At 73.7% G+C, this 11530-nt stretch carries 10 protein-coding genes and 1 riboswitch; of the genes, 7 read left to right on the top strand and 3 right to left on the bottom strand.

What is annotated here, in order from left to right:
- Positions 1-42: 42 nt before the first annotated feature.
- A riboswitch (cyclic di-AMP (ydaO/yuaA leader) is annotated at positions 43-205 on the top strand.
- A gap of 12 nt (positions 206-217) precedes the next feature.
- Complete coding sequence (locus KUM32_RS12830; RefSeq protein WP_217141980.1) at positions 218-982, top strand: M23 family metallopeptidase; 765 nt, start codon at positions 218-220, stop codon at positions 980-982.
- A gap of 188 nt (positions 983-1170) precedes the next feature.
- The gene (locus KUM32_RS12835; protein WP_217141981.1) at positions 1171-1869 is read left to right on the top strand and encodes a GntR family transcriptional regulator; all 699 of its coding nucleotides are present in this window, start codon (positions 1171-1173) and stop codon (positions 1867-1869) included.
- A gap of 122 nt (positions 1870-1991) precedes the next feature.
- Here the strand turns inward: KUM32_RS12835 and KUM32_RS12840 are convergent, their stop codons facing one another.
- The gene (locus KUM32_RS12840; protein ID WP_217141982.1) at positions 1992-2273 is read right to left on the bottom strand and encodes an HPr family phosphocarrier protein; all 282 of its coding nucleotides are present in this window, start codon (positions 2271-2273) and stop codon (positions 1992-1994) included.
- Positions 2274-2451: 178 nt separating this feature from the next.
- On the opposite strand from KUM32_RS12840, the gene KUM32_RS12845 reads away from it, so the two are divergent.
- The 4 genes from KUM32_RS12845 to KUM32_RS12860 all read left to right on the top strand — a co-directional run bounded on the left by KUM32_RS12845 (position 2452) and on the right by KUM32_RS12860 (position 7839).
- A complete protein-coding gene (locus KUM32_RS12845; RefSeq protein WP_217141983.1) occupies positions 2452-5271 on the top strand; it encodes a bifunctional GNAT family N-acetyltransferase/acetate--CoA ligase family protein in 2820 nt (939 codons plus the stop codon).
- A 73-nt stretch (positions 5272-5344) separates the two neighbouring features.
- Complete coding sequence (locus tag KUM32_RS12850; protein WP_217142035.1) at positions 5345-5941, top strand: DUF5998 family protein; 597 nt, start codon at positions 5345-5347, stop codon at positions 5939-5941.
- Complete coding sequence (locus tag KUM32_RS12855; RefSeq protein ID WP_217141984.1) at positions 5941-7134, top strand: alkaline phosphatase family protein; 1194 nt, start codon at positions 5941-5943, stop codon at positions 7132-7134. The genes KUM32_RS12850 and KUM32_RS12855 overlap by 1 nt, the downstream gene beginning before the upstream one ends.
- 57 nt (positions 7135-7191) lie before the next feature.
- The gene (locus KUM32_RS12860) at positions 7192-7839 is read left to right on the top strand and encodes a thymidine kinase (protein WP_217141985.1); all 648 of its coding nucleotides are present in this window, start codon (positions 7192-7194) and stop codon (positions 7837-7839) included.
- A gap of 249 nt (positions 7840-8088) precedes the next feature.
- Here KUM32_RS12860 and KUM32_RS12865 read toward each other — a convergent pair whose 3' ends face one another.
- Positions 8089-8892, bottom strand: a complete 804-nt coding sequence (locus KUM32_RS12865) for a VOC family protein (protein WP_217141986.1) — start codon at positions 8890-8892, stop codon at positions 8089-8091.
- A 238-nt stretch (positions 8893-9130) separates the two neighbouring features.
- Here KUM32_RS12865 and KUM32_RS12870 point away from each other — a divergent pair, with 238 nt between their 5' ends.
- Positions 9131-9982, top strand: a complete 852-nt coding sequence (locus KUM32_RS12870; RefSeq protein WP_217141987.1) for a sulfurtransferase — start codon at positions 9131-9133, stop codon at positions 9980-9982.
- 255 nt (positions 9983-10237) lie between these two features.
- Here KUM32_RS12870 and sepH read toward each other — a convergent pair whose 3' ends face one another.
- Entirely contained in the window at positions 10238-11296 is a 1059-nt protein-coding gene (gene sepH / locus KUM32_RS12875) for a septation protein SepH (RefSeq protein ID WP_217141988.1), read from the bottom strand.
- Positions 11297-11530: the final 234 nt, after the last annotated feature.

Raw genomic sequence — 11530 nt, forward strand, 5'->3', positions numbered from 1 at the left:
GTCCGGGCTGTTCGTCAGGCAGTGCGCCGCACCCGCGGCACCGGACAGTCATCGCCGAGTCCCCGTACGGCGCGAGCCAGGGGAGCCGGGGACCCACCGCAGTCCCTGGGGTGAATCGGACGCCCGCGCCCAGCGCGGGGGTCCGTAGGAGACCTTCCTGCTCCGAACCCGTCAGCTAACCCGGTAGGCGAGAGGGAAGGAAAGGAACAGCCTCCACATGGCGTTCACGCGCGCCACCGGTAAGCACCGCCGTCCCAGCCGGATGCACCGCACCACCGCCCGCGCGGCGGGTGTCGCGGCCCTCGCGACCACCGGCGTCGTCGGCACCCTCGCGGCTCCGGCGCTCGCCGCCGAGCCCGAGGTGGAGCAGAGCGGACTCACCCCGGTCGTCACCATCGGCGACTCCGTGGCCCACGAGATCGACGCCCAGGCCGCCGCGCAGAAGCAGGCCGCCCTGGACGCCGCCGCCCGTGAGGCGGCCGAGGAGGCCGCGCGCGAGCGGGCGGCCGAGGCGGCCGAGGAGGCGCGCGAGGCCAAGGAGCGCGCCGCGCGCGAGGCGGAGCGCAAGCGCCTCAACACCTTCGTGGCGCCGATCACCGCCTCCTACGTCTCCACCGCCTACCAGGCCGGCAGCTCCCTGTGGTCCTCCGGCAGTCACACCGGCATCGACTTCCACGCCTCCAGCGGCACCACCGTGCACGCGGTCGGCGTCGGCACGGTCGTCGAGGCCGGCTGGGGCGGCGCGTACGGCAACCAGGTCGTGATCAGGATGCACGACGGCACGTACACCCAGTACGGCCACCTGTCGTCCATCGGCGTCCGGGTGGGTCAGTCGGTCGTCGCCGGCCAGCAGATCGGCCTCTCCGGTGCCACCGGCAACGTCACCGGACCCCACCTGCACTTCGAGGCCCGCACGAGCCCCGAGTACGGCTCGGACATCGACCCCGTCGCCTACCTCCGCTCCCACGGCGTCAACGTCTGACGGCGGACGGCACGGCGACCGAAAGCCCCGGCTCCCCGAGCCGGGGCTTTCGGATTTCCGGGGGCGGTGTTGTCCAAAAAATATCCATGAAATCCGCCGCGCCGTCCGAATGTCCGCCCCATTGGCCTAGAGTCACGGAACACACGTCAATCGTCGACGTTTCACGGGGATTAAGGCGGAGGTCGGTCATGCGTATTCCGGCGCACTCGGTGTGCACGGCGATCCGGGACGACATCGTCGCCGGCGTCCACGGACGCGGCAGCCGGCTCACCGAGGAACTCCTCGCCCGCCGCTACGGCGTCTCCCGCGTCCCCGTCCGCGAGGCGCTGCGCACGCTGGAGGCCGAGGGGTTCGTGGTGACCCGGCGGCACGCGGGCGCGTGCGTCGCGGAGCCGTCCGAGCAGGAGGCCGCCGACCTGTTGGAGACGCGTACGCTCCTGGAGCCGCTCGGCGCTTCCCGGGCCGCCCGGCGCCGCACCGAGGCCCATCTCAAGGTGCTGCGCGGGCTGGTCAGACTGGGCCAGGAACGCGCCAGGCGGGGCAGCGGCGAGGACCTGCGTTCACTGGGCGGCTGGTTCCACGAGACCCTCGCGCAGGCCGCCGGCAGTCCCTCCCTGACGGCGCTGCTGACCCAGTTGCGCCACAAGATCGCCTGGATGTACGCCGTGGACGCGCCGGCCGGGCCGGTGGAGTGCTGGGCGGAGCACGGCGCGATCGTCGACGCGGTGGCCCGGGGCGACGCCGAGCGCGCGCGGGCGCTCATGGCGCTGCACACCGAGCGGTCGGTACCGGCCCACCGGTTGCGATTCGCCTCCGACGGTGACCAGCGGGCGGAACGTGTGAGGAACTCGCAACGTCCCGTAAACATGTCGAGCCTGCGGCATTAACGCGGGCGCCGTATACAAAGAGGAGCTGATTCCGGGGGCCATTTTCTGCTGCCCGGAAAAGGGAAAGCGAAAGGCCCACTCCGTGGTCCGGTCCGGGGCGGGCCTTTCGGTGCTGCCGTCGCTCAGACGGTCTCGGGGAGTTCTTCGAGACCCTCGGAGACCAGCTTCGCCAGCCGCTCCAGGGCGGCCTCCGCGCCCTCGGCGTCGGAGGCGAGGACGATCTCCTCGCCGCCCTGGGCGCCGAGACCGAGGACGGCCAGCATGGAGGCCGCGTTGACGGGGGCCCCGTCGGCCTTGGCGATCGTCACCGGGACGCCTGTGGCCGTGGCGGCTCGGACGAAGATGGAGGCGGGGCGGGCGTGGAGACCCTCGGCCCAGCCGACGTTGACGCGGCGCTCAGCCATGTGATGCTGCCCTTCAGGTGTTCAGGGTTGTCTAGACCAGTTTCCCACATCGTGAGGCATGCCCGGACGGACACGCTCCCCGGGGTGGGCGGCCGTCGGACCGCGGCCTCGGCCCGGCCTGCCGTCGTCCACAGACTGCCTCGCGCCGTTGTCGTACGCGAGCCGTACTCTGGGGCCCATGCAGACCTCGTCGGACCGGCACGAGTACCCCGCCCACTGGGAGGCCGACGTGGTGCTGCGCGACGGCGGTACCGCGCGCGTCCGCCCCATCACCGTCGATGACGCCGAGCGTCTGGTCAGCTTCTACGAGCAGGTCTCCGACGAGTCGAAGTACTACCGCTTCTTCGCGCCGTACCCTCGCCTGTCCGCCAAGGACGTCCGCCGTTTCACACACCACGACTTCGTCGACCGGGTGGGGCTCGCGGCCACGATCGGCGGCGAGTTCATCGCCACCGTACGCTACGACCGCATCGGCGCGGGGGGAACGCCCGCGTCCGCACCGGCCGACGAGGCCGAGGTCGCCTTCCTCGTCCAGGACGCACACCAGGGGCGCGGCGTCGCCTCGGCGCTCCTGGAACACATCGCGGCCGTCGCGCGTGAGCGCGGCATCCGCCGCTTCGCCGCCGAGGTGCTGCCCGCCAACACCAAGATGATCAAGGTGTTCATGGACGCCGGGTACACCCAGAAGCGCAGCTTCGAGGACGGCGTGGTCCGCCTGGAGTTCGACCTCGAACCCACCGACCGCTCGCTCGCCGTGCAGTACGCGCGCGAACACCGCGCGGAGGCGCGGTCCGTCCAGCGGCTGTTGCAGCCCGGCTCGGTGGCGGTCGTCGGCACCGGCCGCGCGCCGGGCGGCGTCGGCCGCAGCATCCTCGGCAACATACGGGACGCGGGCTACACCGGCCGGCTGTACGCCGTGAACAAGGCCTTTCCCGAGGAGCGCGGGGAACTCGACGGGGTGCCCGCGCGCCGCTCGGTGCGCGACATCGAGGGGCCCGTCGACCTCGCCGTCGTCGCCGTGCCCGCGGAGCACGTCCCCGAGGTCGTCACCGAGTGCGGCGAGCACGGTGTGCAGGGCCTGGTCGTGATCTCCGCCGGGTACGCCGACAGCGGCCCCGAGGGACGTGGACGCCAGCGCGCCCTCGTACGGCAGGCGCGCTCGTACGGCATGCGGATCATCGGGCCCAACGCCTTCGGGATCATCAACACCTCCCCGCAGGTGCGGCTCAACGCCTCCCTCGCCCCCGAGACGCCCCGCCCCGGACGGATCGGCCTGTTCGCCCAGTCCGGCGCGATCGGCATCGCCCTGCTGTCCCGGCTGCACCGGCGCGGCGGCGGGGTCACCGGCGTCACGGGCGTGTCGACCTTCGTCTCCTCCGGCAACCGCGCCGACGTCTCCGGCAACGACGTCCTGCAGTACTGGTACGACGACCCGGAGACCGACGTCGCCCTGATGTACCTGGAGTCCATCGGCAACCCGCGCAAGTTCACGCGCCTGGCCCGGCGGACGGCCGCCGCCAAGCCCCTGGTCGTGGTGCAGGGGGCCCGGCACGGCGGCGTGGCACCGCAGGGGCACGCGGTACAGGCGACGCGGCTGCCGCACGCGACGGTCTCCGCACTGCTGAGGCAGGCCGGCGTGATCCGCGTCGACACGATCACGGACCTGGTCGACGCGGGCCTGCTGCTCGCGCGCCAGCCCCTGCCCCCAGGGCCGAGGGTGGCCATCCTGGGGAACTCCGAGTCGCTGGGACTGCTCACGTACGACGCGTGCCTCTCCGAGGGGCTGCGGCCCCACCCGCCCCTGGACCTGACCACGGCCGCCTCGGCGGACGACTTCCACGCGGCCCTGTCCCGGGCCCTGGCCGACGCCACGTGCGACGCGGTCGTGGTGACCGCCATCCCGACGGTGGGGGAGGGGTCGGCGGGAGACGCGGCGCTCGCGGAGGCCCTGCGCTCGGCGGCGGCCGCGGTGCCCGCCAAGCCGGTCCTGGTGGTCCACGTGGAGCTGGGCGGGCTCGCGGAGGCCCTGTCCGCGGCGGCGAGCACGGCACCGCAGGCCGCTTCGGGCGCCCCCGAGGAGTCCCGGCCCACCGCCCCGGCCCAGCGGCCGCCCACCGTCCGGGCCCCCGAAGGCACCCACCTCATCCCCGCCTATCCCGCCGCCGAACGCGCCGTCCGCGCCCTCGCCCACGCGGTCTCCTACGCCCAGTGGCGACGCGACGCCGCCGACCCCGGCAAGGTGCCGGAGTACGAGGACATCGACGAGAGGGGCGCCGCGGAGCTCATCGGCGGGCACCTCGCGCGCGGCCAGGGCCTCACGCTCGGCGCCCAGGAGACCTGCGAGCTGCTCGGCCGCTACGGCGTCCACGTCCACCACGCGCTGCCCGCGCCCACCCCCGACGACGCCGTCGCCGCCGCGCGGACCCTCGGCTACCCCGTCGCACTCAAGGCCACCGCCCCCCACCTGCGTCACCGCGCCGACCTGGGCGGCGTACGCCTGGACCTCCCGGACGAGGAGCAACTGCGGCGGGCGTACGCCGAGTTGACCGAGCTGTTCGGCAAGCCCGAGGAACTGCGCCCGGTGGTGCAGGGCATGGCCCCGCGCGGCGTCGACACGGTCGTACGGGCGGTCATCGACCCGGCGGCCGGCGCGGTGCTCTCCTTCGGGCTGGCCGGGGCCGCCACCCAGCTGCTCGGCGACATGGCGCACCGGCTGATCCCGGTCACCGACCGGGAGGCCACCTCGCTGGTCCGCTCGATCCGCACGGCCCCCCTCCTCTTCGGCTGGCGCGGCTCGGCCCCGGTCGACACCGCCGCCCTGGAGGAGGTGCTGCTGCGGGTCTCCCGGCTGGTCGACGACCACCCCGAGGTCGTCGCCGTCACCCTGGAGCCGGTCGTCGTCGCCCAGCGCGGCCTGAGCGTCCTCAGCGCCTCCGTCCGCCTCGCGCCCCCTCCCGCCAGGGACGACCTCGGCCCGCGGACCCTGCCGGCGTACTGACCGCGTACCGAGCACGCACGGAGCGGGCCGGGGGCCGCACGAGCGTGCCGCGCAGTCAGTGGGTCCCCGTAGGATGGACGGCATGGCCAAGACCAGTACGACGACCCAGGGGCTGCGAGCGGCGATCGAACGCAGCGGCTACTACCCGGCCCTCGTGGCCGAGGCGGTGGAGGCCGCCGTGGGCGGCGAGCCCATCCGGTCGTACCTGGTCCATCAGGAGACCACGTTCGACCAGAACGAGGTGCGCCGGCACGTGACCGTGCTGGTGCTCACCGGCAACCGCTTCATCGTCAGTCACACCGACGAGCAGGCCGCCGACGACACGTCCCCGACGCCGTACGCCACGACGTCCACGGAGTCGGTCAAGCTCGGCCGGATCTCGTCCATCGTCGTCAGCCGCGTGGTCGCCAACCCGGAGCAGTACAAGCCGGGCACGCTGCCCCGCGAGATCGTGCTGACCATCGGCTGGGGCGCCGTCTCCCGCCTCGACCTCGAGCCGGCCGCCTGCGGCGACCCCAACTGCGAGGCCGACCACGGCTACACCGGAAGCTCGACCGCCGACGACCTCAGCCTGCGCGTCAGCGAGGCCGGGGACGGCCCGGAGACGGTGCGCCAGGCCCTCACCTTCGCGCAGGCCCTCTCCGAGGCGACCGCGGACTCCGCCCGCTGATGGTGCAGCCCGCCGCCTGGGACACCCACCCGGAACCGCTCCCCGTCGACTCCGCCCCCGTACCCGAGTACGGCAGCGGCTCGCTCGCCGACCTGCTGCCCACGCTGGCCGCCGGCCTCGGCGTCCCCGGCATGACCCCCGGAATCACCGAGCTGACCCCCGCCGACCGGAACTGCGTGTTCCTGATCGACGGCCTCGGCTGGGAGCAACTGCGGGCGCACCCGGAGGACGCCCCCTTCATGAGCTCGCTGCTGAGCAGCTCACGCGGCGGCACCGGACGCCCGATCACCGCCGGCTACCCGGCGACCACCGCGACCTCCCTCGCCTCCGTCGGCACCGGCCTGCCGCCGGGCGCCCACGGCCTGCCCGGCTACACCGTGCGCAACCCGGACACCGGCGAGCTGATGAACCAGCTGCGCTGGCAGCCGTGGACGGCGCCGGGTCCCTGGCAGCCGTACCCCACCGTCTTCCACCGCGCCCACGAGGCGGGCGTGCACGCCGCGCAGGTCTCCTCACCGACCTTCGCGAACACGCCGCTGACCAAGGTCGCCCTCAGCGGCGGCACCTTCCACGGCCGGCTGTCCGGCGAGGACCGCATGGACGTGGCCGCCGAACAGCTGGCCGCCGCCGACCGCGCCCTCGTCTACACGTACTACGCCGAGGTCGACGGCGCCGGCCACCGCTTCGGTGTCGACTCCGACACCTGGCGCGGCCAGCTCGCCCACGTCGACCGGCTCGTCCAGCGCCTCGCCGAGCAGCTGCCGCCGCGCAGCGCCCTCTACGTCACCGCCGACCACGGCATGATCGACGTGCCCTTCGACGAGGACCACCGCATCGACTTCGACGAGGACTGGGAGCTGAAGGCGGGCGTCGCCCTCCTCGGCGGCGAGGGCCGCGCCCGCCACGTGTACGCCGTTCCCGGCGCCCACAACGACGTCCTGACCTGCTGGCGCGAGGTGCTCGGTGAGCAGTTCTGGGTGGCGTCCCGGGACGAGGCGATCGCGGCGGGCTGGTTCGGCCCCCGCATCGACGACCGGGTGTACGACCGCATCGGTGACGTGGTGGCCGCCGCGCGCGACGACGTCCTGCTCATCGCCTCGGAGCGGGAGCCGAGGGAGTCGGCGATGGTCGGCAACCACGGGTCGATGACCCCCGCCGAGCAGCTCGTCCCCCTGCTCGAAGTACGCTCCTGAACCTCCGTCCCGCACCCCGCCCCACTCACCCCACTGCCGAAAGGTGTTCGACTCCCCATGCCCGAGCTGGTGTTCTTCTCCGGAACGATGGACTGCGGGAAGTCGACGCTGGCTCTCCAGATCGAGCACAACCGCTCGGCCCGGGGCCTGGCCGGCATGATCTTCACCCGCGACGACCGCGCGGGCGAGGGCAAGCTCTCCTCGCGGCTCGGCCTGGTCACCGACGCGGTGGAGGTCGCGGACGGACAGGACCTGTACGCCTACGTCGTCGACCACCTCTCGCAGGGCGGGCGCGTGGACTACGTGATCGCGGACGAGGCGCAGTTCCTGGCACCGGACCAGATAGACCAGCTCGCGCGCGTGGTCGACGACCTCGACGTCGACGTGTACGCCTTCGGCATCACCACCGACTTCCGCTCCAAGCTGTTCCCCGGCTCCCAGCGCCTGGTCGAACTCGCCGACCGTGTCGAGGTGCTCCAGGTGGAGGCCCTGTGCTGGTGCGGCGCCCGCGCCACGCACAACGCCCGCACCGTGGGCGGCGTCATGGTCGTCGAGGGCGCCCAGGTGGTCGTCGGCGACGTCGCCCAGTCCCCCGACGAGGTCGGCTACGAGGTCTTGTGCCGACGCCACCACCGCCGCCGCATGACGGCGGCGACGTCCCGCGCGGCGGCCCTGTCGCCGGACGTACTGCCGGTGGCCCGCTGACGGCCTTCGCCTCACGGACGCCGGACGTGCACGACTGCCGGGGCCGTCCGTGACGTTTCCGCCCGATCCGTAGCGCACCTCGCGGCCCTGCTGGGGCGGGCACCCGTCCCCGGACGGTCCGGGGAAGACGGACTGGGCGCAGGATGTTCTTCCGGTCGTCTCCGGAGGCCACGTGCCTGCCGGACTGTGTCCCGACCGAAACCGAACAAGCGGCTCCGGACGCCGAGCGGGCAGGTTCATCCCCCGGCGTCACCGCGGACTCTGCAGCAGCGCGAACCGCGCCCCCTCCGGATCCGCCACCGTCGCCACCCGGCCGTGCGGCGTGTCGCGGACGCGCTCCAGGACACGCCCGCCGAGACCGGCGAGCCGCTCCAGGGACTCCTCCGCGTCCGCCACCTCGAAGTACGTCGTCCAGTGCGGTCCCCGGTCGCGCGGCAGGGTGTCGCCGGTGCCGTGGACGCCCGCGACGGGGTGACCGTCGAGGAGCAGGGTCATGTAGTCGATGTCGGCGGAGACCTCCGGCACCAGCTCGAAGCCGAACACCGTCTCGTAGAACTTGGCGACGCTCGCCGCCTCGAAGGTCAGCAGCTCGTTCCACGCCGGTGTACCGGGCACGCCCGTGACGACCGTGCCGAGGTGGGCCGCCGCCTGCCAGATGCCGAAGACGGCGCCCGACGGGTCGCAGCAGATGGCCATGCGGCCGGCCTCGTCCGCGTCCAGCGGGCCCACGCCGACGGTGCCCCCGCACAGGCGTACCGTTTCGGCCGTCCGGTCGACGTCGTCGGAGGCGAAGTAGGGCGTCCAGGCGACGGGCAGGTCCCGGCCCGGGGGCAGTTGGCCGACACCCGCCACCTCGCGCCCGTCGAGCAGGGCCCGCGCGTAGGGGCCGAGTTGCCGGGGGCCGGGCTGGAACTCCCAGCCGAACAGTGCTCCGTAGAAGTCATGGGTCGCGGCCGGTCCGTGCACCGTCAGGCTCACCCAGCAGGGTGTGCCGGGCGGGCGCCGGGTGTTCGTCTCACCGTTCCGGCCGGCCGACCCCCGTGCGTCGGTCATCGTCACTCTCTTCTCGGCCCTCCGCGGGCCGTGCGTCCGCTTCCGCTCCGACGGAGCCCCCGTGTCGATGCCGGCACCGGTCCCGGTGCCGCGTGCCCGGGGCGCGCTCATGAGGCAGCCCGTCTGCACGGCTGGTACGGCATGTGCCCGAACCCGTACGCCTCGTGATCGGTACTGTCCGGCGGGCAGAGTAGCCCGACATCGGCGCGGCGGCCACTCGGTAGGTCAGGATGGGGCCATGAACGCCATCATCTCCGCATCCGAACTCGTGAGGGAACTGGCGGGCGAGCATCCGCCCGTCCTGCTCGACGTCCGCTGGCAGTTGAGCACGGCCGGGGCGGCGGGCGCTCCGCCGTTCGACGGCCGTGCCGCGTACGCGGCCGGGCACCTGCCCGGGGCCGTCTTCGTGGACCTGGACAGGGAACTGGCCTCCGTGCCCGGCGTCGGCGGCCGGCACCCGCTGCCCGACATGGCCCGGTTCGGCGCCGCGATGCGCCGGGCGGGCGTGTCGTCCGGCCGGCCGGTCGTCGTGTACGACGGCGGACAGGGGTGGGCGGCGGCCCGTGCCTGGTGGCTGCTGCGCTGGACGGGTCACCCGAACGTGCGGGTCCTCGACGGCGGGTTGCCGGCCTGGGAGGCGCCGCTGTCGACGGACGTCCCCGCCCCCGCGGAGGGTGACTTCACGCCCGCGCCGGGTGCGGCGGGGCTGCTGGACGCCGACGGGGCCGCCGCGCTGGCCCGCTCCGGGGTGCTGTTCGACGCCCGCGCGGGGGAGCGGTACCGGGGCGAAGTCGAGCCCATCGATCCGGTCGGCGGCCACATTCCGGGCGCCGTGTCGGCGCCGACGACCGACAACGTCGCGGCGGACGGCCGCTTCCTGCCCGCCGAGGAACTCCGGGCGCGCTTCGAGGCCCTGGGTGCCGCGGAGGACGGCGAGGTCGGCGTGTACTGCGGCTCGGGGGTCTCGGGTGCCCACGAGGTGCTGGCACTCGCGGTGGCGGGCATCCCGGCGTCGCTGTACGTGGGTTCCTGGTCGGAGTGGTCGACGGATCCGGAGCGGCCGGTCGCGGTGGGCCCCGACCCTCAGTAGGCAGGCCGACACCAGGTCGACGAGCCGAGCCGGTCGACGAGCTGAGCCGGTCGACGAGCCGAGCCGAGCCGGTCGACGGGGCGAGAAGGCCGACGGGCCGGGCAGATCGAGGAACCGGGCAGATCGAGGAACCGGGCCGGTCGATGGCCGAGCGGGCCGGGGGACCGGGCCGGTCGACGGACCGGGTCAGGGCCGCACCCACGCGGGTGCGGCCCTCGTCCTCGTCCTCGTGCCCGAAGGCCCCTCTACTCCTGTCTACTCCTGCTTCTTCCGCCGCGTTCCGAACACGATCTCGTCCCAGCTCGGCACCGCCGCGCGGCGGCCCGGCCGGACGCCGTCGGCCTCGGCCTGGCGGTCGGTGGAGCCGGTGAGACGGTCGCGGTGGCTGGCCACGGACCGCGGCATCAGGACGTCGGCATAGGCGGAACCGGCCGACGCCGCCGGCGCCGGGGGTTCCTCCACCTCGGGCTCCTCGGCGGGCTCCTCCGCCGGTTCCGCAGCGCGCTCGGGCACCACCAGGTCGCCCCGGAAGCTCGGCACCGCCTCCAGGAGGCTGGTGAGGGAGTCCCGTTCGCGCTCGGCCGAGGCGGTCGCCGCGGTCTCCTCGGCCGGTTCGGACGGCGGTGGAGGCAGGCTCGGCCGCTCCCGCTGCTCCCGGTCGAGGGAACGGTCCAGCGGACGGTCCCGTGGCAGCCGCGCGATGCGCGGGACGAACGGGAAACTGGGCTCGGGCGCCGCGAGGTCGTCGGACTCGCCGATCAGCGCGCGTGCCTCGTCGTCGACGGCCTGGACGAGCCGCCGGGGCGGGTCGTACGTCCAGCTCGCCGAGTGCGGCTCGCCCGCGACGAGGTAGACCAGCAGGACCTCCCAGGTGCCGTCGTCACGGCGCCAGGAGTCCCACTGGACGGTGTCCTTGTCGGCGCCGCGCAGCAGCAGCCGCTCCTGGACCGCCTCACCGAGGGGCGGGCCGGAGTTCTCGCCGGGACGGCGGACGGGGGTCTTGCGGGCCCGCTCCGCCATGAAGGCGCGCTCGGCCAGTACGGGCCCCTCGAAGCGGCGTACCCGGTCGACGGGGATGCCGGCCATCGTGGCGACCTCTTCCGCGGTCGCACCGGCTCTTATACGGGCCTGGATGTCGCGGGGGCGGAGATGGCTCTCCACCTCGATCTCGATCTGGCCGAGGCGGGGACGGTCGCCGCGTACGGCGGCCCGGAGCCGCTCGTCGATCGGAAGCGTGTACTCCGTGCTGTCCGCAGCCTTCAGCACCAGCCGTGTGCCGTCATTCGAGACGGCCACGACACGCAGTTCGGGCATGGGGACCTCCCGGGTGGTGCCTGCCGACGTCACGTGCGTCGCTGCTTCCGCTCTGTCGAGTGTGGCCTGCCCGGGTGCAGCCTGCCACAACCTTGCCGAGTTGCCCGGCGTGTCGGGCGTGAGCCCTGGAACGCCGTTATGGCACGGTACCTATTCGCAACGCCAAGTGACCAACTCGGTCACCCTGTGCAACTAGCCCCCTCCCGGCGGTCCTTCAAGGCCCTGAACCCCCTG

The organism is Streptomyces sp. AC627_RSS907 (genome assembly GCF_019049165.1).

Excerpts from the sequence above, each read along its gene's own strand:
- KUM32_RS12830 (WP_217141980.1), top strand. The coding sequence starts at position 218 with ATGGCGTTCACGCGCGCCACCGGTAAGCACCGCCGTCCCAGCCGGATG.
- KUM32_RS12835 (WP_217141981.1), top strand. The coding sequence starts at position 1,171 with ATGCGTATTCCGGCGCACTCGGTGTGCACGGCGATCCGGGACGACATC.
- KUM32_RS12840 (WP_217141982.1), bottom strand. The coding sequence starts at position 2,273 with ATGGCTGAGCGCCGCGTCAACGTCGGCTGGGCCGAGGGTCTCCACGCC.
- KUM32_RS12845 (WP_217141983.1), top strand. The coding sequence starts at position 2,452 with ATGCAGACCTCGTCGGACCGGCACGAGTACCCCGCCCACTGGGAGGCC.
- KUM32_RS12850 (WP_217142035.1), top strand. The coding sequence starts at position 5,345 with ATGGACGGCATGGCCAAGACCAGTACGACGACCCAGGGGCTGCGAGCG.
- KUM32_RS12855 (WP_217141984.1), top strand. The coding sequence starts at position 5,941 with ATGGTGCAGCCCGCCGCCTGGGACACCCACCCGGAACCGCTCCCCGTC.
- KUM32_RS12860 (WP_217141985.1), top strand. The coding sequence starts at position 7,192 with ATGCCCGAGCTGGTGTTCTTCTCCGGAACGATGGACTGCGGGAAGTCG.
- KUM32_RS12865 (WP_217141986.1), bottom strand. The coding sequence starts at position 8,892 with ATGACCGACGCACGGGGGTCGGCCGGCCGGAACGGTGAGACGAACACC.
- KUM32_RS12870 (WP_217141987.1), top strand. The coding sequence starts at position 9,131 with ATGAACGCCATCATCTCCGCATCCGAACTCGTGAGGGAACTGGCGGGC.
- sepH (WP_217141988.1), bottom strand. The coding sequence starts at position 11,296 with ATGCCCGAACTGCGTGTCGTGGCCGTCTCGAATGACGGCACACGGCTG.